Here is an 18,740-nt window from a genome sequence, read left to right on the forward strand (position 1 = left end):
ATGACCCAGCCTGACCTCCTCGCCACTGCCCGCCTCTATTTGTGCACCGACGCCCGCCGGCAGCAGGACGATTTCGAAGATTTTGTGGATGCCGCCTTCGAGGGCGGAGTGGATATTATCCAGCTCCGCGACAAGACGCTCGAGGCCGGCGAAGAACTGGAACTGCTGGAGGTCCTCAGCAAGGTGGCCAGCCGCCACGGGCGGCTCTGGGCCGTCAATGACCGCGCCGATGTTGCCCGTATTTCCGGGGCTCCCGTGTTCCACATCGGCCAAAAGGACATCCCCTTGGGGGCTGCCCGGGACCTGCTCACTGATGAGGAGACCATCGGCCTTTCCACCCACTCCACTGGGCAGGTGGACGCGGCAGTTGCGGCCTCCCGGGACGCCGGTGGCCTGGACTACTTCTGCGTCGGCCCGCTCTGGGCGACGCCCACCAAACCGGGCCGGGCCGGAGTGGGGCTGGACTTGGTCACATATGCCGCGGAGGCCGTAAAGCAAGCCGACGTTGACCTGCCCTGGTTCGCGATTGGCGGCATCGACCTCAGCAACGTGGAACAAGTGGTTGCCGCAGGAGCCAGCCGCATAGTGGTGGTGCGTGCCATCACCGCGGCAGATAACCCGACGGCGGCCGCCCAGGCGCTGCTGGCGGCCCTCGACGCGGCTTAGGCCGTCAGCCCCAAGCCGGTCATGCGGCGCCCGTGCCGCTCCGCAAGCTCGGCGGTCAGCTGATGCACTGCGGCACGGGATTCGCCGCCGTCGCGCAGCAGTGGCCCAAGATGCGGATGCTCCAAACCGACGCGCTGGGCCTGTGTCAGGGCCTCACCGACCAGCCTGCGCCCCCAAAGTGAGAGCCGCGACGCGAGCCGCGGGTCATCCCGCAGGGCCCGTCGCAGCAGGATCCGCAGGGCTTCGGTTGCTTGGTCGGCCGAGGCAACCTGCTGGACGAAATGCTGGGTGCCGGAGTCGAGGAAACCGGCGACGGTCCGGTAGAAATCCGCGGAGACGGTATCTATGACGTCGGCCTTGGCCACCGATTCGAACCAGTCTCCGGGCGGCGTCCGCTCGTGGAAGTGATCGAACGAGCGTTGGAACGGGAGCATGGCGTCCTCGGGGTCGTTTCCCATTTCCGCGAGCCGGCCGCTGATTACGGCGTAGTTTCCGAAGGCACCAACGGCGATCTTGGCCAGCATGGCCCGTTCGCGGAGCGTGGGCGCCAGTCGCGAGTCGGAGGACAACCTTCCGAAGGCGGACAACTCCCCGTAGGCCATGGCGCCCAGCAGCTCGGCGGCGAGCTGCCCCTGGGAATCGTCGCGGCCTGTGGAGGTGCCCATGTTCCAAGACTATCCGCCGTTTTCGGGCTAGTCTGACTTTCGTGTCACATCATCGGATAGCGCCCAACGTCGACGATTCTTCCGACCAGCTCGCAGAGTCCTTGGCCGCGCTGAGGACCGAGCTGGAACTGCCCGGCGACTTCCCCGGCGGAGCTCTGGACGAGGCACGCGCGGCCGTTGAACACCACCAGCTCCCGGCCCGGGATTTGCTCGACGTTCCGTTCGTCACGATCGATCCCGCCACCTCCACCGACCTGGACCAGGCCCTTTTCATCGACCGGGCCGGCGACGGCTACAAGGTTCTCTACGCCATTGCGGATGTCCCCTCTTTTGTTGTCCCTGGTGGGGCCTTGGATGGGGAAACCAGGCAGCGCGGCCAGACCTACTACGCGCCCGACGGCCGGATTCCCCTGCACCCGGAGGTCATCAGCGAGCACGCAGGGAGCCTGCTGGCCGGCCAGGACTGCGGCGCGTTCGTTTGGGACTTCGATCTTGATGCCAAAGCGGACATCGCGGCTGTCTCCGTCGCACGCGCATCGGTAAGGAGCCGCGCGAAGCTGAGCTACAAGGGTGCCCAGGAGCAGATCGATTCGGGTTCGGCCCTGCCGGTTCTCCAGCTGCTGAAAGAAGTCGGGCTGAAGCGGGTGGAGCTGGAACGCAAACGTGGCGGCGCGAGCCTCAACATGCCCGAGCAGGAGATCGTCCAGGCAACCGGTGGAGGCGGCTACCGGATTGTTGCCGCCCCTTCACTTCCCGTGGAGGACTGGAACGCCCAGATCTCCCTGATGACGGGCATGGCGGCAGCCCAACTGATGCTTGACGGGAAAGTTGGCATCCTGCGGACCATGCCTGCGCCGGACGAGCGGTCGCTGCTGCATTTCAAGCGGCAAACCCAGGCCCTTGGCAAACCATGGGACGGTGACATCACCTACGGCGAGTACCTGCGGACCTTGGATGCCTCCGATCCCAAACAACTGGCCATCCTGCACTCGGCAGGCACCCTGTTCCGGGGCGCGGGGTACACGCCCTTTGACGGAGAGGTTCCTCAGGACGTCATCCAATCGGCCATCGGGGCACCCTATGCGCACACCACCGCTCCACTGCGCCGCCTTATTGACCGCTTCGTCCTGGTGATCTGTGAAGCGCTGAGCAATGGTCATGACATCCCGGATTGGGCCCGCGAAGCACTGCCGACACTCCCTGAGATCATGGCTTCCTCGGACCAATTGGCCGGGAAACTGGAACGTCTGGCCCTGGACACGGTAGAGGCCGCCCTCGTGGCCAACCATATCGGCGAAGAATTCGATGCTGTGGTCATCTCGGGATCCAAGCCATCCAACGGCAATGGCAACGGTAACGGCAGCGGCCCCTACGGCACCGTCCAGATCGCCGACCCGGCCATCACCGCCCGCTGTGACGGCGAGCTCGAGTCCGGGACCACGGTCAGAGTGAGCTTGGTGAAGGCGGATATTGCCAGCCGGGAAATCCGTTTCGCCCTCGTCCCGTGACGCCGATCCGGGGTTTATGGCCGCCAGAGGATAGACTTGCCGTGTAGTAATGGATGCCCGGTCGTTGATTCAGTTAATTTTTGAACTCAACAAGCCCGCCCCTACGCGATCTTGAGATGTGCCCGCTGGTCACCAGTGCCAGTACTTAGATAGCCCGCGATCGGCTTCCACTGGAATTGCTTGCGCGCCCGTTCGTGCTCCGGTACGGCTTTGCCGCCGCCGTTGAGCATGCAGCGCCAATGCCCAAATGAATAAGGAAACTCCCTGTGAGTGAATTGCACACCCATGAAGTCCTGACGGACTCCACCGGAACCGAATCCATCGAACCCGAGGAAACGATCACCTCGGACGAGACGCCCCACGAGATCGAAGAAAAATCGTTCGCCGACTTCAATGTCCGCGCGGACATTGTCGAATCCCTTGCCGACGCCGGCATCACGCACCCCTTCCCCATCCAGGCGATGACCCTCCCCGTTGCGCTCAGCGGCCACGACATCATCGGCCAGGCCAAGACGGGTACCGGCAAGACGCTTGGCTTCGGCATTCCTGCACTGCAGCGGATCGAAGGCCGGGACGACGCCGGGTACGGCAAGCTCGCTGTCCCGGGAGCTCCGCAGGCCTTGGTGATTGTTCCCACCCGTGAACTTGCCGTCCAGGTGGCGAACGACCTCCAGACCGCTTCCCGCAAGCGGAACGCCCGAATCGCCACCATCTATGGTGGACGTGCCTACGAGCCCCAGATCGATGCCCTGCAGAAGGGGGTCGAAATCGTGGTCGGCACCCCTGGCCGCCTCATCGACCTGTACAAGCAGCGTCACTTGAGCTTGAAGAACGTCAAGATGGTGATCCTCGACGAGGCTGACGAAATGCTGGACCTCGGCTTCCTCCCTGACGTCGAAACCCTCATAGCAGGTACCCCCGCAGTCCGGCAGACCATGCTTTTCTCCGCCACCATGCCCGGCCCCGTCATCGCCATGGCACGCCGCTACATGACGCAGCCCACGCACATCCGCGCCGCCGACCCCAATGATGAGGGCCTCACCAAGCGCGATATCCGCCAGCTCATCTACCGTGCACACAGCATGGACAAGACCGAGGTGGTGGCGCGCATCCTCCAGGCCAAAGGCCGCGGCCGTACCGTCATCTTCACCAAGACCAAGCGCACCGCCGCCAAGGTAGCCGAAGAACTGGTGGACCGCGGCTTTGCAGCCGCTGCCATCCACGGCGACCTCGGACAGGGCGCCCGCGAACAAGCCCTCCGCGCCTTCCGCAACAACAAAGTGGACGTGCTCGTGGCAACTGACGTCGCCGCCCGCGGCATCGACGTGGAAGATGTCACCCACGTGATCAACTACCAGTGCGTCGAAGACGAGAAGATCTACCTCCACCGCGTGGGACGCACAGGCCGTGCCGGCAACAAGGGCACCGCCGTAACCTTCGTGGACTGGGACGATGTGCCTCGCTGGGCCCTGATCAACAAGGCCTTGGGACTCAACGTACCCGAGCCGGTGGAAACCTACTCCTCCTCGCCCCACCTGTACACGGACCTGGACATCCCCGAAGGCACCAAGGGCCGCCTGCCCCGCAACAAGCGCGTCCTCGCCGGCGTCGACGCCGAGGTCCTGGAGGACCTGGGCGAGACCGGCAAGAAGAACGCACGTTCGGGCGGTTCCGGCCGCGACAGCAAGCGCGACGGCGGCCGCGGCCGCAGGTCCGGAGACTCCAGCAAGTCGGGCGACTCGCGCGAAAGCAAGGGCGACGGCGGCCGCAACCGCACCCGTCGTCGTACGTCTGAGGGCGAAGCAGCTCCGGCGGCAGGTGCGTCGGAAACCCGCACGGGAACCGCCGACAACGCCGAGAAGCCCGCACGGACGCGCCGCACCCGCACGCGCCGACGCAACGGCGAAGTGGTTTCCGGCGACGCTTCCGGCAGCACGCCAGCCAGCACCGAGGCCTGACACGGCACATGGCTGAAACTGTTTGGGCGCCGGACGGCAGCAACCTGGTGGTGCACGCGGACAACGCGGACTTCCTCCCTACGCTGCCGGACGGCGCCTTCACACTCATCTACGTTGACCCTCCGTTTAATACGGGCAGGGTCCAGCGCCGCCAGGAAACCCGCATGGTCCGCAACGCCGACGGCGACGGAGACCGGGTGGGATTCAAAGGCCGCTCCTACGACACCATCAAGGGCGCGCTGCACAGCTATGACGACGCCTTCAGCGATTACTGGTCCTTCCTTGAACCCAAGCTGGTGGAGGCGTGGCGGCTCCTTGCCGATGACGGCACACTGTACCTGCACCTGGACTACCGCGAAGTGCACTACGCGAAGGTCATGCTGGACGCGATCTTCGGCCGCGAATGCTTCCTCAACGAAATCATCTGGGCTTACGACTACGGCGCGAGGGCCAAGAACCGCTGGCCCACCAAGCACGACAACATCCTGGTCTACGTCAAGAACCCCACGAAGTACCACTTCGACAACGAAGAGGTGGACCGGGAACCCTACATGGCTCCCGGTCTGGTGACACCGGCCAAACGCGAGCGCGGCAAGCTTCCTACCGACGTCTGGTGGCACACCATCGTCTCCCCCACAGGCCGCGAGAAGACCGGCTATCCCACGCAGAAGCCCGAGGGCCTGGTGCGCCGCGTCGTAGCCGCTTCCAGCCGTAAAGGTGACTGGTGCCTGGACTTCTTCGCGGGATCCGGAACCCTGGGAGCCGTGGCTGCCAAGATGGGCCGGAAGTTCGTGTGCGTTGACCAGAACGAACAGGCCATCGAGGTCATGCGCAAGCGCCTGGGCAGCAAGGCGGTGTTCCCGGCAGGGTCAGGCAGCGCCCTTGACGAAGGCCTGCACAGCGTCGGCGATCATTTGCACGGCAATGGCTGACAACAACAGGCCGGCGATCCGCGTGACCAGCTCGACTCCGTTCTCGCCCAGAACGCGCTGAACCACACCGGCGAAACGCATCGCGAGGTAGAGCGAGGCCAGCACGGCAGCGATTCCTGCTCCGACCGCGAGGTAGTCGGACAACTCCGTGGACTGCTGCACGAACACCATTACCGCCACGATCGCGCCCGGCCCTGCCATGAGCGGGGTCCCCAACGGAACAAAGGCGACGTTCTTGTACTTGGCCGCGTTCTCCTCACCGCTGGTGTTGCCGGTCAGCAACTGCAACGCTATGAGCACCAGGAGCAGGCCCCCGGCCCCCTGCAGGGCAGCCAGCGAGATATGCATGTAGTTCAGGATCGACTGCCCGAAGATCGCGAACACCACAATGACGCCAGTAGCCACTACCAAGGCCTGCAATGCCGAGCGGTTCCGGTCCTTCGCGGTCATTTGCGCCGTCAGCGACATGAAGATTGGCACGGTACCGGGCGGGTCCATGATCACGAACAAGGTGACCACCACGGACGCGAGGAGCTGAAGGTCCATCAGCGGACCACCGTGCAGCCGGTGGCCAGTCCCTCGATCCGTTCCAGCACGCCCGGGTCCGTCAAGTTCTCTCCCAGCAGGTTCGGTTTGCCCGTGCCGTGGTAATCGGAGGAACCCGTGATGAGCAGGTGGTTCTTTGCCGCCAGCCGGCGGAGGAAGGCCCGTCCCTCTTCCGGGTTGTCCCGGTGGTCGATCTCGAGGCCCAGCAATCCTGCGTCAATCATCTCCTGGTACGTCTGCTCCCCCACAATGCGGCCGCGCGCGGCAGCTACGGGGTGGGCAAAGACCGGAACCCCGCCAGCTGCCCGGACAAGTTCGACGGCGACAGCAGGGTCGGGTGCGTAGTGCTGCACGAAGTAGCGTGAATGCGAGGTGAGGATGGAGGAGAACGCTTCCGAGCGGTCGGCCACCACACCGGCGGCGACCAGGGCGTCGGCAATATGCGGACGGCCCACCGTGGCGCCCGGGGCAACATGGTGGATCACGTCGTCCCAGGTGAGCGGATAGTCCTCGGACAACAGCGTCACCATTCGTTCGGCACGGGTCAGCCGGGCGTCGCGGGACTTATTGATTTCCTCCAGGAGTCCCGGATGGGCGGGATCGTGCAGGTAGCTGAGCAAATGGACGCTGATCCCCTGCCCCGTCCTGCACGAGATCTCCATGCCGGGCACAAACGCCACACCGTTGTCCCGGGCTGCAACCGCCGCCTGTTCCCAGCCGTCAGTGGAGTCGTGGTCAGTCAACGCCACAACGTCCAGGCCGGCCCTTGCGGCCGACGCAATGACGCCGGCCGGGGTCTCCGTTCCATCTGAAACATTCGAGTGCGCATGCAGGTCTATCCTCACTTTCCCAGCCTATGGGATGCACGCTTGCTTGGCCGGTTGCGCCGTTGGCCTCCTCACCGAACTGGTGGGACGATGTAACGGTGAACGATGCCGAAAACACCCAGAACTCTGTGTCCCAGCCCCTGCAAGAGCGCGTCAACAACCGCTCCCAGCGGCCCACTTCCGATGCCTTCAAGGCGTTCATGGCCAGCAACTGGGCGCCCGCCCCGCAGGTGACCCCTGCGCGCGACGCCGTTGCAGACCACGCCGCACGCCGCCGTCGTGCCATTTCCGAACTGTTCAAAGGCGAACGGCTCGTCGTCCCTGCCGGTCCGCTGAAGGTCCGCTCCAACGACTGCGACTACCGCTTCCGCCCCCACTCCGGATTTGCCCACCTCACCGGTTTGGGCCTGGACCACGAGCCCGATGCCGTCCTGATCCTCGAGCCGGTGGCCGAAGGCAAGGGTGACGACGGCGGGAACCACACTGCCACGCTCTACTTCCGCCCGCTCGCCGGCCGGGATACCGAACAGTTCTACGCCGATTCCCGGGCAGGCGAATTCTGGATTGGCGCCCGCCCCACCCTGGCTGAATTCGAGGCCCGCCTGGGCTTGGCCACCGCGCATATTGCCGAACTCGAGGTGGCCATCACCAAGAACGTCGGTGCCCCGGAAATCGGCGGCATCTCCATCCGGCTGGTCCGCAAGGTGGACGAGAACATCGACGCGTTGGTGGACACTGCCCGCTATAACACCGCCAAGGACCCCGAGAACCTTGACCTCGGAGAACTCGACGCCTTGGACGAGAAACTCAGTGAAGCGCTCTCCGAACTCCGCCTGATCAAGGACGAGTGGGAAATCGAGCAGATGCGGATCGCTGTGGCGGCTACTGTCGAAGGCTTCGCCGACGTGGTCCGTGCACTCCCCCGCGCCCTCACCCACAAACGCGGCGAGCGTGTTGTTGAAGGCGCCTTCTTTGCCCGTGCCCGTGAAGAAGGCAACGAATTGGGCTACGACACCATCGCCGCTTCCGGCAACAACGCAACAGTGCTGCACTGGAACCGCAACACCGGAAAGGTTAACGCCGGGGACCTCCTCTTGCTGGACGCCGGTGTGGAGGCAGACTCGCTGTACACCGCCGATGTCACCCGGACCTTGCCGGCCAACGGCACGTTCACGGACATCCAGCGCAAAGTCTACGAAGCCGTGCTCGACGCTGCCGATGCCGGGTTTGCAGCAGCCCGCCCGGGCGTGAAGTTCCGGGAGATCCACACAGCTGCCACCACGGTTTTGGCCGAACGGCTCGCCGAATGGGGTCTGCTTCCCGTGTCCGTCGAAGAGGCCGTCAGCCCTGAAGGACAGCAGCACCGCCGTTGGATGCCGCATGGCACCAGCCACCACCTTGGGCTCGACGTCCACGATTGTGCGCAGGCCAAGCGTGAGCTCTACCTGGACGGCGTGCTGACTGAAGGCATGGTGTTCACCATTGAGCCGGGCCTGTACTTCAAGGAAGAAGACCTCGCCATTCCCGCCGAGTACCGCGGCATCGGCGTGCGGATCGAGGACGACATCCTCATGACGGCTGACGGTCCCGTGAACCTGAGCGCAGCCCTGCCCCGCAAGGCCGGCGATGTCGAGTCCTGGATGGCCGGGATCTACCAGGAGACCGAAGGCTAGGAACTTCGCCACAAACAGGGAAGGCCACCGGATCCGGTGGCCTTCCCTGTTTGTGTGCCGGCTACTGCTTTGCGTGACCGTCGTTGCCGTTCTGCTGCCCGGCGTGATCCGCGGCCTCCTGCCCCTCCGTTACGCGGACGCCATACTGGGGCCGGCCATCCGGAAGGTCCGGGTAGCGCATGGGCGACGGCGTGGGATTCTCCGTGGGCTGGGCCGGACGCGGTTCGGGTTCGCCCGGCTGCGGGGCGCGTTGGCCATAGGGATCATTCCAGGTGGACGGACGCTCCGGTTCCTGTCCCGGCTGCTGGAACGGAGTGTTCTGCGGGTTGTAGTTGCGGGCCTGCCCGGTGGCCGCCTGGGACGGGTTCATGGGCAGTTGCTGGAGGAGGCGCCGGGCTTCATGCGCCGCCTCGAAGGCGACGATGACGTCATAGTTGGTGGCCACTACCTGGCTGGTTGAGGTGAAGTCGCGCTTGCCGCGCTGCGTGGCATAGGTGACGATGCCGAAAAGCATGAAGAAGGCCGCACCCATCAGCACCGAGGTGATGATCGAGAACGGACCGCCCGCGGGCGTGAAGAAAGAGAGCATGACGCCGACGAACAGGCCGAACCACATGCCGCTCAAGGCGCCCGAGAGGGCAACCCTGGGGTAGCTCAGGCGACCCGTGACCCGCTCCACCATTTTGAGGTCGTTGCCAACAATGGACACCAACTGCACAGGGAACTGCTGGTCCGCCAGGTAGTCCACCGCCTTCTGGGCATCCAGATAGGAGGTGTATGAGCCCACGGTGTCTCCTTGGGGGACGCTCCGGGATTCCTCAACGGCTTTTGGACCACCAAAAATGTTAGACATAGCCCCATTGTGTCGCATGGACATGTACGGAGGCTGGAATTCAGCTAAAAGAGAGCAGACTCGGTAGCCTGTAAACATGAGCACACATCCCTCCCGCGTCTTCGTCGCGCGCCTGCTCGGTTTGGACGTCTTCGACCCCTTGGGCGACCGTCTTGGCCGATTGCGCGACGTGGTTGTGCTTTCGAGGGGAACACGTGGAGCACCGCACGTGGTGGGCATCGTCGTCGAAGTTCCGGGCAAGAAGCGCGTCTTCGTTCCCATGACCCGCATCACCTCGATCGACCAGACCCAGATCATCTGCACGGGCCTGGTCAACCTTCGCCGATTCGAACAACGCGGTGCCGAGACCCTGGTCGTGGCCGAAATGTTCGACCGACGCGTGACGTTGGCCGATGGCAGCGGCGACGCGACCATCGAGGACATCGCCATGGACCAGCACCGGTCCAAGGACTGGTTCGTCAGCAAGCTCTTCGTCCGCCGCGGGCACTCCCTGTCACCGTTGAGCAGGTTGCGCCGCAACGAGACACTGATCATCGATTGGGCCGATGCCCAGACCGGCGCCCACAACGAGCCACAGGCAGCCACGCAGTTCGTCGCCACCCACGAGGACCTCAAGCCCGCCGACTTCGCGGAAGCCTTGCAGGAAATGAGCGACAAGCGCCGCTTCGAGGTGGCCAGCGAACTGCAGGACGAACGCCTCGCCGACGTCCTCCAGGAACTCCCCGAAGACGACCAGGTGGAGATCCTCTCCGCCCTGGACGTCGAACGCGCCGCCGACGTCCTGGAAGAAATGGACCCGGACGACGCCGCCGACCTCCTGGCCGAACTGCCCTCGGCCCAGGCCGAGGAACTGCTGCAGCTCATGGAGCCCCAGGAAGCCGAGGACGTCCGCCGTCTCCTGGAATACGACGAAGACACCGCCGGTGGCCTCATGACCCCGGTACCGGTCATCCTGCCGCCTGAGGCCACAGTGGCCGAGGCCTTGGCGCACGTCCGCCGGGAGGAGCTCTCTCCCGCGCTGGCGTCCTCCATCTTCATTGCCCGGCCCCCGCTGGAGACGCCCACCGGCCGGTTCCTGGGCGTCGTACACATCCAGCAACTCCTGCGCTTCCCGCCCCCGGAGCCGCTGGGGAACCTGGTGGACAAGAACCTGGAACCGCTCTCGGACCAGGCCCACATCAGCGAAGTAGCCCGGACCCTGGCCACGTACAACCTCAACTCGCTTCCCGTCGTCGACGATGACGGCCGCCTTGTGGGGGCGGTGACTGTTGATGACGTGCTGGATCACCTGTTGCCGGATGACTGGCGCGCCCACGAGGATGACGCCCCTATAAGGAAACTTGGAGGCCGCATTGGCTGATAACAACGCCACCCGTTCACCCAAGGCCTCGGGACGTTCGGAAAGCAGCCTCGACACGCCCCTGAGCGGACGCCAACGCATCCTGCCGAAGTTCTCTCCCAACCCTGATGCTTTCGGCAACGCGACAGAGGGCTTCGCCCGGTTCATGGGAACGCCACAGTTCCTGGTCTACATGACCATCTTCTGTGTGTTTTGGCTGGCCTGGAACACGTTCGCACCCACCGATTGGCAGTTCGACCGCATGGAGTTGGGCTTCACGCTGCTGACTCTCATGCTCTCCTTGCAAGCCTCTTACGCCGCTCCCCTGTTGCTGCTGGCACAGAACCGCCAGGATGACCGCGACCGCGTCTCGCTGCAGCAGGACCGGCAGCGGGCGGAACGGAACCTTTCAGATACCGAATACCTCACCCGCGAACTTGCGTCGCTGCGCATCGCCCTGCGCGAGGTCGCCACGCGTGACTACGTTCGCGCCGAACTCCGCAGCCTCCTTGAGGACATCATCGATGCCCAGGACGAACTGCGGGAAGGCGAAGGGACCGCGGACGACGGCGAATCTCCGCGGGAACGGGTCAAAGAGAAGCTGAAGGAAAAGCGCGACAAATCACGCGGACCCCGGACCCAGCAAATCCCCAAGGTCCGCCCCCAGCGGACCGGACCGCAGCATTCCGGCAGCAAAGCCGCACCTGAACACCCTGAAAGCCGAGCCTGACCCCATGAGCTACGCATCAACCGAGGCGCTTCACGCTGCCCTGGCCACTGTCATCGACCCCGAGCTCAGGCGCCCCATCGCGGAGCTGGGAATGGTCGAGTCGGTGTCCGCGGACCACGATGGCAGGGTTCACGTGGTGGTCCTGCTGACCATCGCAGGTTGCCCGCTGCGCGAAACGATCACTGGAGACGCCACTGCGGCCCTCTCCAACGTGGAGGGCGTAACCGGCGTCGAGGTTGAGCTCAAGGTCATGACGCCCGAACAGCGTCAGGCCCTCAAGGAACAGCTGCGCGGTCCCGGTGGGCAGCGCGGCATCCCGTTCACCAAGCCGGAGTCCCTCACCAGGGTCTACGCCGTGGCAAGCGGCAAGGGTGGCGTGGGCAAATCCTCTGTCACCGTCAACCTGGCCAGTGCGCTGGCTGCCCAGGGGCTGCGCGTGGGCATCGTCGATGCCGACGTTCACGGCTTCTCCGTTCCGGCACTCATGGGAATCACGCAGAAGCCCACCCAGGTTGACGACATGATCCTTCCACCGGTGGCCTATGGCGTGAAGGTCATCTCCATCGGCATGTTCGTTTCCGGAAACCAGCCCGTCGCCTGGCGGGGTCCGATGCTGCACCGAGCCCTGGAACAGTTCCTCACGGATGTGTATTTTGGCGACCTCGACGCGTTGTTCCTGGACCTGCCTCCGGGCACCGGCGACATCGCCATCTCCGTGGCACAGCTCCTGCCCAACGCGGAAATCCTGGTTGTCACCACGCCGCAGGCGGCCGCAGCCGACGTCGCTGAACGGGCCGGTACCATCGCCACCCAAACGGGACAGAAGGTGGCCGGCGTCATCGAGAACATGTCCTACTTGGACATGCCCGACGGCGGCCGCATGGAATTGTTCGGAAGCGGCGGCGGCGCTGCACTGGCTGAGCGGTTGAGTGCCGCCGTCGGCGCGGACGTTCCATTGCTTGGCCAGATTCCCTTGGATATCCAGCTGCGTGAAGGCGGAGACGAGGGCAAGCCAGTGGTTCTGGCGGGAGGACATACGTCCGCGGCCAAAGCATTGCAGGACATCGCGGGGAAGCTCGCAGCCCGGCCACGCGGCCTGGCAGGCATGCCCCTTGGGATCCAACCCCGCTGACGGGAGTCGCGGTCAGGTTGCCTCGGTGTCGAACGGGGCGGCCTCGCCCTCGGCCAGGCGCTCGATGACGCGGGCCGGGGCATGGGGCGTGGTCTCCGCCGTTGCCGCTGCGACGGCCGCCGTGGCTGCGGGACCTCCTGCGCTCACTGCCTTGGAATCGTCCTCGAACAAGGCGTCCTTGATAATCCTGCGCGGATCATACTGACGGGGGTCGTACTTCTTCCAGTCGACTTCATCGATGTCGATGCCGACTTCTTCCTTGATCTGCTCCCTCGCGCCGGAGGCCATCCGGCGGACTTCCTTCACCAGGTTGGCGAGCTTCTGAGTGTATTCGGGCAAACGGCTGGGACCGATGACGAGTACGCCGATTATGAGGAGGACTATGAACTCCGGGCCGTTGATTCCAAACACGCTACGAAGATTACCTTGTCTGTGAAGCCGCTCATAAACCAGCAGGGCGGAGGAGGGTCCTGAGGCCGCGCAGCAGCCTGTCGGACCACGTTTCCGCGGCTGGCACTTCCGGACTGGACGCCATGGCATCGGCGGCACGGACCAACTCGGGCACGGCGTCGTCTGCCTTGTCCGCGGGCAGGTCCGACGAATAGCTGAGGATGCCCGCGGAGGTCCGGTAAACAGCACCCCAAGGACTTCCCTGGGTCAGGGTGAGCTGCGCGGTTGTTGATTGGGCTGCCGCAGGCAAGTGCTCTTCAAGGATGGTGGCGTGGTGTCCGTTGCTCTCCAGTGTGAGTTCCACCGCCGGGTGCCCGTTGTGGAGTGTCGCCTCAGCCGACGTGACGTGGAAGCCCATGGCGGACAACTCCGGACAGGCCCACCCTTGTTCCCGAAGCGAGGCAAGCTGGTCCGGGCCCAGACTGACGGCCTGGGCCGCTTTCACGCCTGGCTCGACCATGAGTTCGGCCGGGCCACCCGTTACTGCACCGGCCACGGAGGCGACGTTGCCGCCAGCCACGTTGCGGACCTGCGGCACGGGATCCCCTGCGACTGAATAGGCCGAGACGGCCAGCGCACTGGCGCTCACCGCCAGGGTGCCGGCGGCAACCCCTGCGATACGCAGGCCCCGCCAGCCGGAGCCCGCCGGCCGCGGGCCATCGAACGGTGAATCGGCCTCGCCGGCCAAGCGCTGCGTTTGCTCCAGCAGCCGCTGGGTCAGGTCATCACTGGCTTGGGGTACTGCGGACCCGCGCAGGCGCTCCAAGTACTGCTGCTCACGCCTGAGGGACAGGCGGCAGTCCGCGCACTGCTCCAAATGCCCGGGGTTCCGGGAATGGCGAAGGTCAGCGATTTTGCGCCGGGACGGAGGCCCCGGCACCGTGTGGCGTTCCGGCATGGACTACCTAGAGGATGCCGGCGATGCGGGGCATCTTCAGGCGCGGCTTGCGCGCAGTTGCCGACCTGGGGTCGCGGTGGGCGAGCTTCTCGCGGAGCATGGTGCGCCCGCGGTGGATTCGGGACCTGACGGTGCCAAGCTTCACGCCCAGCGCCTCGGCGACCTCGTCATAGGAGAGACCCTCAAGATCGCAAAGAACGACGGCGGCGCGGAAGTCCGGTGGCAGTTCTTCCAGTGCGCGCTGGACGTCAAGGTCCAGGTTGTTGTGTTCAAAGCTCTGCTCGGGGCCAGGTTCGCGGCCGGGAAGGCGGGACTCGGCATCCTCGGCGAGGGCATCGAAGCGGATACGGCTCTTGCGGCGGGCCTGGTCGAGGAACAGGTTGGTGGTAATGCGGTGCAACCAACCGTCCAGTGTTCCGGGCTTGAAGTTCTCCAGGGAGCGGAACACCCTGACGAAGACCTCCTGCGTGAGGTCTTCGGCGTCGAACTTGTTGCCGGTCAGGCGGTAGGCCAGGCGATAGACCTTGGCGGAGTGGTTGGCGACCACTTCCTCCCAGCTGGGCGTGACCCAGTCTGCAGTGGCCTCGTGGCCTTCCGATGTTTGGACTGGCGCAGCATGTGATGCCGGCATCGTCCACTCCCCTCAAACTGTGATTCACCGGAGTCCGGTGCCGCCCAACGCGTGGATGAACGGATCAATATCATGTCAGGGTTGTCTGGGAATTTCCTGACCGGGCTTCACATTTCCCGCACAGCGCAAATCCGCTCTCCGGCGTACAGCCCGGACACAGGCTCCGCCGGGCCGCGATCGCCGGGATTGCAGGCCGGAACACAGTACTCTGGAAGGGAAAACCCCCTACACGCGGAAAGCGATCCCTTCATGAGCGCCGACAAGTCAACCAGCTGGTCCTATGCAGAAAACCTGCCTGCTGAGGACGAGGTCTTGTTGCGCGCCCGCGAACGGTCGTTTGAACTGGGCGTCAGCCCGGTCAGCCCGGGTGTCGGCGCCGTCCTGACAGTCCTTGCTGCGGCCTCGAAAGCGCAGACTGTTGTGGAAGTTGGCTCGGGGGCCGGCGTCTCCGGCGTGTGTTTGCTGCGCGGATTGGGCCCCCAGGCAGTGCTGACCACCATCGATGTCGATGTGGAACACCTCAAGGCCGCCCGTGAAGCCTTCCTCGAATCCGGATCACCGGCAAACCGGATCCGCACCATTTCCGGCCGGGCCGCCGACGTCCTCCCCCGCCTCACGGATAACGCCTATGACCTGGTCTTCATCGACGCGGACAAGCCGAATTTTCCAAGCTACGTGGACCAGGCGGTGCGGCTCCTCAAGTCCAGGGGCACTTTGGTGATCAACGATGCCTTGGATAAGGACAGGGTCTCCAACCCTGCCGCACGGGAGGCCACCACCGCAGTCCTCCGCCAAGTAGGAAAGACCATTCGCGACGACGACCGCCTGGTCTCGTCAATGCTCCCTACCGGCGACGGCCTCCTGGTGGCCGTCAAGAAATAGCAATTCGGCTTTTGCGGTGTTGATTTTCCCTCCGCAAAAACAAACTGACACACCTTAAACAAAAACAAGGCCCGGCACGCGCCGGGCCTTGTTTGGTGCATCTATTCGGTAACGCCTACCAGGCATTCCTTGAGGTTCTCCGCTTCGGCGGCATTGAGCTCAACCACAAGCCGCCCACCGCCCTCGAGCGGCACACGCATAATCAGGCTGCGTCCCTCTTTGGTCACTTCCATAGGGCCGTCGCCAGTACGTGGTTTCATAGCCGCCATTAGGAAAATCCCCTCCATTTGTCCCAAATCACGCCCAACCCGGCCGGGCTGGATCCGCGTCGCAATTGCGGCCGGCGGCAACGCTTGGGAGGCCGCCTTGGCCGGGCACGTTTCGGTGCTTTTGTCCTTGCTCGTCTTCCATTATCCCGTACTTACCCGCCCGTAGCGAATCAATGGACTAATTCACGGCGGGTAGTCGCCGCCTCCGGGCAATTGGGCCCAGGCCCAAAGCCACACCACCCAGACGATTTGGAGAAGCAGGAACATGACCACCACGGTGCTGCGGTACGCCTTTGATTTGGAGAGCAGCGCGGCGCCCAGGGCAAGCGGAAACAGCGGAAGCAACATCCGGAACGTACTGGTCTGCGGGTGAAGAAACACCAACAGGTAGCCCATGTAGGACGCACACCAAAGCCGGAGTTCGGTCCCCAACGCCCGCACGGGCTTCGAAATCATTGCCAGCACAAAGAGGCCGGCAAAGACGAACGGGGCAAAGACTCCCAGGACGGGGCCGAAAAGCATGCGCCCGGTGTCGAACCACGGTTTGAAGGGCACCAATTCGTCACCCCGCCAGGCGGTCTCGGTCCGGGTGTAGGCAGCAGGGTCACCGGTCACCGCCCAGGCGATCACCGGCCAGGCGAGCGCAGCAGCGCCGGTCACCACAACGAGGGCACCCAAGGACCACAGCGAAGAGTTCGACGTGTTCCCCCCGCCTTGCCGGGCTGGTCCAAAGCGCTGCCACAACCGCCACACCAGGAGCAGGCCAAGCATCGCTGCGAAGGGAACTCCTGTAGGCCGCGAGAAGCACATCAGGACAACTACCGGGATGGCGGCAACGTAATGCCGCCGCACCACCAGAAGGAGCGAAGCGGCCAACAACAGCAAGTTCAGCGACTCTGCGTAGGGGACCTGGAGTATCGGGGAGATGGGAAACGTGGAAACAAAGACGACACCCCACATGGCCGCACGACGCCCGGCCACCTCCCGGAACAGCGTGAAAATCACCAGTGCGGCGAACAGTCCCGCAACCATGGCGATCACCGTGAGGGATTGGAGCGTGCCCAGCCCGGTGATGGCACCGAGGCCGCGCGCCAGGAACGGAAACAGGCCATAGAACGCCCAGGCGTTTTCCTTGACCACACCGTTCTGGTCCACAGGCAGTTCCGAGGGATAGCCTTGATCGGCGGCACGCTGGTACCAGCGACCGTCCCAGATGGTGATGAAATTCCAGTAATCGGGCGCCGGCGGGAACCACGGATTGGTCCCTTGATGGATGGCGGCGGCCACGAAGATGGCGGCACTGACCAGCCGCGCGGCCACGTAGACGAGCGCTACCTGGACCCACCAAGGCAAGGCGGCAACGCGGGCACCGGCCTTCGAGACCGCCGCACCGATGCGGACTGTGGCACCCGCCCCTGTTGCTGCGGGCGGAAGAGGGGCGCTCAAGGCGTTCCCTGCAGGGGTCCGTCGCCGTCCGGTTCCTGCGGCAGCAGACCCTTAAGCCGATCGATCTCGCGGTCCTTGGCGAGCAATTGGTCACGGAGCTCGTCCAGGACCTGGTCCACTTGGTCCATGCGGTAGCCCCGGAGTCCCAAGGCGAACCGCACGTTGTCCACGTCCGCGGGGTTGGCCTGCCTTGAAAGGAGGACCGGCGGCAGGTTGGGAGTGGGGTCGTCGAGGCCGGCCCCTACGGAACGGCCACGGACAATCCCTGCGCCGAAGAACAACGCCGCCCCGACGAGGACAATTGCGAGAAACACGAGGAAAAAGCTCACAGGGACCATCGTGCCAGAAAGGAATCCCTACTCCGGGCGTTGCTCCCCTGTGGGCGTTGGCAGAGGCGTTCCGTGGAGCACCCGATGCACGGCGTCCGCGGGATCATCGACGAGCTGGATCAAGTCCAGATCCTTCTCCGACACCATGCCTTCCGCCACCAGGGTGTCCCGGATCCATTCGATCATCGGGCCCCAGAAGCGGACTCCCAAAAGGACAATCGGGAAGGAAGTGACCTTGCGCGTTTGTACCAGGACCATGGCCTCGAACAACTCGTCGAGGGTCCCCAGTCCGCCGGGCAGCACCACAAAGCCCTGCGCATACTTCACGAACATCGTTTTCCGGGCGAAGAAGTACCGGAAGTTGATGCCAAGGTCCACCCATTGGTTCAAGCCCTGTTCGAACGGCAGCTCGATGCCGAGGCCTACCGATACTCCGTTGCCTTCGACGGCGCCCTTGTTGGCTGCCTCCATGGAGCCCGGGCCACCACCGGTGATCACGGCAACCCCGGCCTCGGCCAACTTTCGGCCCACATCCACGGCCATCTCGTAGTACTCAGTGCCTGGTCGGGTCCTGGCCGAACCAAAGACGCTCACGGCGGGACCAATGTCAGCCAACGCGCCAAATCCTTCAACGAATTCGCTCTGTATGCGCAGCACGCGCCAAGGGTCCGTGTGGATGAACTGGCCGGCACCACTGGTATCCAGCAAGTGCTGATCGGACATTCCGGTATCGGCCTGTTTACGCCGCAGTTCCAGGGGGCCTTTGTGCTTGGCGGGCGCAACCGGGGCAGGAAGCGGTGCGCTGCTCCCCACGCGGCCATTCGCGTCGGGGCTGGGAACTGGGTGCTGGCTGATACTCATTGCCCAAGGCTAGCGCTAATGCATGGGTGCATTGCCCGGCGACCCGTTTCTTTGCATTGCAGTCTGATATATCGCTGGAAAGCAGGTTTCTGTTCAGTCACGATCTCAAGGAACTTGCCGTGATCGTGGTCATATTTACTTCGTT

20 protein-coding genes are annotated in these 18,740 nt (G+C 64.4%); 9 read left to right on the forward strand and 11 right to left on the reverse strand.

The window, feature by feature from the left end; genetic code table 11:
* A complete protein-coding gene (thiE, locus tag ACFVSJ_RS04755; RefSeq protein WP_387434849.1) occupies positions 1–666 on the forward strand; it encodes a thiamine phosphate synthase in 666 nt (221 codons plus the stop codon).
* On the opposite strand, the gene ACFVSJ_RS04760 is transcribed toward thiE, so the two are convergent.
* Complete coding sequence (locus ACFVSJ_RS04760; RefSeq protein ID WP_387434851.1) at positions 663–1,331, reverse strand: ferritin-like fold-containing protein; 669 nt, start codon at positions 1,329–1,331, stop codon at positions 663–665. The two genes, thiE and ACFVSJ_RS04760, sit on opposite strands and share 4 nt — an antisense overlap.
* Positions 1,332–1,372: 41 nt before the next feature.
* On the opposite strand from ACFVSJ_RS04760, the gene ACFVSJ_RS04765 reads away from it, so the two are divergent.
* The 3 genes from ACFVSJ_RS04765 to ACFVSJ_RS04775 all read left to right on the forward strand — a co-directional run bounded on the left by ACFVSJ_RS04765 (position 1,373) and on the right by ACFVSJ_RS04775 (position 5,729).
* Complete coding sequence (locus ACFVSJ_RS04765; RefSeq protein ID WP_387434852.1) at positions 1,373–2,839, forward strand: RNB domain-containing ribonuclease; 1,467 nt, start codon at positions 1,373–1,375, stop codon at positions 2,837–2,839.
* Positions 2,840–3,105: 266 nt separating this feature from the next.
* Positions 3,106–4,797, forward strand: coding sequence for a DEAD/DEAH box helicase (locus tag ACFVSJ_RS04770; RefSeq protein ID WP_387434853.1), 1,692 nt, complete (start codon positions 3,106–3,108; stop codon positions 4,795–4,797).
* 8 nt (positions 4,798–4,805) lie between these two features.
* Positions 4,806–5,729 (forward strand): DNA-methyltransferase, encoded by a 924-nt coding sequence (locus tag ACFVSJ_RS04775; protein ID WP_387434854.1) that lies wholly within the window; start codon positions 4,806–4,808, stop codon positions 5,727–5,729.
* On the opposite strand, the gene ACFVSJ_RS04780 is transcribed toward ACFVSJ_RS04775, so the two are convergent.
* On the reverse strand, positions 5,667–6,275 hold the full coding sequence (locus ACFVSJ_RS04780) for a MarC family protein (RefSeq protein ID WP_387434856.1): 609 nt from the start codon (positions 6,273–6,275) through the stop codon (positions 5,667–5,669). The genes ACFVSJ_RS04775 and ACFVSJ_RS04780 overlap by 63 nt on opposite strands.
* Positions 6,275–7,120 (reverse strand): PHP domain-containing protein, encoded by an 846-nt coding sequence (locus tag ACFVSJ_RS04785; RefSeq protein ID WP_387434857.1) that lies wholly within the window; start codon positions 7,118–7,120, stop codon positions 6,275–6,277. The genes ACFVSJ_RS04780 and ACFVSJ_RS04785 overlap by 1 nt, the downstream gene beginning before the upstream one ends.
* Positions 7,121–7,200: 80 nt before the next feature.
* Between ACFVSJ_RS04785 and ACFVSJ_RS04790 the strand changes: the two genes are divergently transcribed.
* Complete coding sequence (locus ACFVSJ_RS04790; protein WP_387434859.1) at positions 7,201–8,775, forward strand: aminopeptidase P family protein; 1,575 nt, start codon at positions 7,201–7,203, stop codon at positions 8,773–8,775.
* A 61-nt stretch (positions 8,776–8,836) separates the two neighbouring features.
* Here ACFVSJ_RS04790 and ACFVSJ_RS04795 read toward each other — a convergent pair whose 3' ends face one another.
* Positions 8,837–9,628 carry a general stress protein gene (locus ACFVSJ_RS04795; protein ID WP_387434861.1) on the reverse strand — a complete coding sequence of 264 codons (792 nt, stop codon included), beginning with the start codon at positions 9,626–9,628 and terminating at the stop codon, positions 8,837–8,839.
* Positions 9,629–9,704: 76 nt separating this feature from the next.
* Between ACFVSJ_RS04795 and ACFVSJ_RS04800 the strand changes: the two genes are divergently transcribed.
* Genes ACFVSJ_RS04800 through ACFVSJ_RS04810 form a run of 3 tightly spaced genes read left to right on the forward strand, consistent with a single transcriptional unit; the run spans position 9,705 to position 12,829 of the window.
* Entirely contained in the window at positions 9,705–10,988 is a 1,284-nt protein-coding gene (locus ACFVSJ_RS04800) for a magnesium transporter MgtE N-terminal domain-containing protein (protein WP_026539974.1), read from the forward strand.
* Positions 10,969–11,697, forward strand: a complete 729-nt coding sequence (locus ACFVSJ_RS04805) for a DUF1003 domain-containing protein (RefSeq protein ID WP_387434863.1) — start codon at positions 10,969–10,971, stop codon at positions 11,695–11,697. Before ACFVSJ_RS04800 ends, ACFVSJ_RS04805 begins: the two co-directional genes overlap by 20 nt.
* 4 nt (positions 11,698–11,701) lie before the next feature.
* Positions 11,702–12,829 (forward strand): Mrp/NBP35 family ATP-binding protein, encoded by a 1,128-nt coding sequence (locus ACFVSJ_RS04810; RefSeq protein ID WP_387434865.1) that lies wholly within the window; start codon positions 11,702–11,704, stop codon positions 12,827–12,829.
* 12 nt (positions 12,830–12,841) lie between these two features.
* Here the strand turns inward: ACFVSJ_RS04810 and ACFVSJ_RS04815 are convergent, their stop codons facing one another.
* The 3 genes from ACFVSJ_RS04815 to sigE are packed head-to-tail and all read right to left on the reverse strand — an operon-like array spanning position 12,842 to position 14,808.
* Complete coding sequence (locus tag ACFVSJ_RS04815; protein WP_387434867.1) at positions 12,842–13,240, reverse strand: Sec-independent protein translocase TatB; 399 nt, start codon at positions 13,238–13,240, stop codon at positions 12,842–12,844.
* Between the two features lie 31 nt (positions 13,241–13,271).
* Complete coding sequence (locus ACFVSJ_RS04820) at positions 13,272–14,177, reverse strand: hypothetical protein (protein ID WP_387434869.1); 906 nt, start codon at positions 14,175–14,177, stop codon at positions 13,272–13,274.
* Positions 14,178–14,184: 7 nt separating this feature from the next.
* Entirely contained in the window at positions 14,185–14,808 is a 624-nt protein-coding gene (gene sigE / locus ACFVSJ_RS04825) for an RNA polymerase sigma factor SigE (protein WP_387434871.1), read from the reverse strand.
* Between the two features lie 249 nt (positions 14,809–15,057).
* Between sigE and ACFVSJ_RS04830 the strand changes: the two genes are divergently transcribed.
* On the forward strand, positions 15,058–15,690 hold the full coding sequence (locus ACFVSJ_RS04830) for an O-methyltransferase (protein ID WP_387434872.1): 633 nt from the start codon (positions 15,058–15,060) through the stop codon (positions 15,688–15,690).
* A gap of 101 nt (positions 15,691–15,791) precedes the next feature.
* On the opposite strand, the gene ACFVSJ_RS04835 is transcribed toward ACFVSJ_RS04830, so the two are convergent.
* The 4 genes from ACFVSJ_RS04835 to ACFVSJ_RS04850 form a co-directional block, all read right to left on the reverse strand.
* Entirely contained in the window at positions 15,792–15,959 is a 168-nt protein-coding gene (locus ACFVSJ_RS04835) for a DUF3117 domain-containing protein (RefSeq protein ID WP_064721643.1), read from the reverse strand.
* 183 nt (positions 15,960–16,142) lie between these two features.
* Positions 16,143–17,354: a hypothetical protein gene (locus ACFVSJ_RS04840; protein WP_387435207.1), complete on the reverse strand. Its 1,212-nt coding sequence runs from the start codon at positions 17,352–17,354 to the stop codon at positions 16,143–16,145.
* Between the two features lie 47 nt (positions 17,355–17,401).
* Positions 17,402–17,743, reverse strand: a complete 342-nt coding sequence (locus ACFVSJ_RS04845) for a DivIVA domain-containing protein (RefSeq protein ID WP_387434873.1) — start codon at positions 17,741–17,743, stop codon at positions 17,402–17,404.
* Positions 17,744–17,761: 18 nt separating this feature from the next.
* Positions 17,762–18,595 (reverse strand): TIGR00730 family Rossman fold protein, encoded by an 834-nt coding sequence (locus ACFVSJ_RS04850; RefSeq protein WP_387434874.1) that lies wholly within the window; start codon positions 18,593–18,595, stop codon positions 17,762–17,764.
* Positions 18,596–18,740 lie beyond the last annotated feature (145 nt).

Source organism: Paenarthrobacter sp. NPDC058040, assembly GCF_042885775.1.
Lineage (GTDB): Bacteria > Actinomycetota > Actinomycetes > Actinomycetales > Micrococcaceae > Arthrobacter.

What these genes read in the sequence shown, in the direction of transcription:
- ACFVSJ_RS04830 (WP_387434872.1), top strand. Translation starts at nt 15,058, where the DNA reads ATGAGCGCCGACAAGTCAACCAGCTGGTCCTATGCAGAAAACCTGCCT.
- ACFVSJ_RS04845 (WP_387434873.1), bottom strand. Translation starts at nt 17,743, where the DNA reads ATGGTCCCTGTGAGCTTTTTCCTCGTGTTTCTCGCAATTGTCCTCGTC.
- sigE (WP_387434871.1), bottom strand. Translation starts at nt 14,808, where the DNA reads ATGCCGGCATCACATGCTGCGCCAGTCCAAACATCGGAAGGCCACGAG.
- ACFVSJ_RS04795 (WP_387434861.1), bottom strand. Translation starts at nt 9,628, where the DNA reads ATGTCTAACATTTTTGGTGGTCCAAAAGCCGTTGAGGAATCCCGGAGC.
- ACFVSJ_RS04800 (WP_026539974.1), top strand. Translation starts at nt 9,705, where the DNA reads ATGAGCACACATCCCTCCCGCGTCTTCGTCGCGCGCCTGCTCGGTTTG.
- ACFVSJ_RS04850 (WP_387434874.1), bottom strand. Translation starts at nt 18,595, where the DNA reads ATGAGTATCAGCCAGCACCCAGTTCCCAGCCCCGACGCGAATGGCCGC.
- ACFVSJ_RS04835 (WP_064721643.1), bottom strand. Translation starts at nt 15,959, where the DNA reads ATGGCGGCTATGAAACCACGTACTGGCGACGGCCCTATGGAAGTGACC.
- ACFVSJ_RS04760 (WP_387434851.1), bottom strand. Translation starts at nt 1,331, where the DNA reads ATGGGCACCTCCACAGGCCGCGACGATTCCCAGGGGCAGCTCGCCGCC.
- ACFVSJ_RS04780 (WP_387434856.1), bottom strand. Translation starts at nt 6,275, where the DNA reads ATGGACCTTCAGCTCCTCGCGTCCGTGGTGGTCACCTTGTTCGTGATC.
- ACFVSJ_RS04775 (WP_387434854.1), top strand. Translation starts at nt 4,806, where the DNA reads ATGGCTGAAACTGTTTGGGCGCCGGACGGCAGCAACCTGGTGGTGCAC.
- thiE (WP_387434849.1), top strand. Translation starts at nt 1, where the DNA reads ATGACCCAGCCTGACCTCCTCGCCACTGCCCGCCTCTATTTGTGCACC.
- ACFVSJ_RS04810 (WP_387434865.1), top strand. Translation starts at nt 11,702, where the DNA reads ATGAGCTACGCATCAACCGAGGCGCTTCACGCTGCCCTGGCCACTGTC.
- ACFVSJ_RS04820 (WP_387434869.1), bottom strand. Translation starts at nt 14,177, where the DNA reads ATGCCGGAACGCCACACGGTGCCGGGGCCTCCGTCCCGGCGCAAAATC.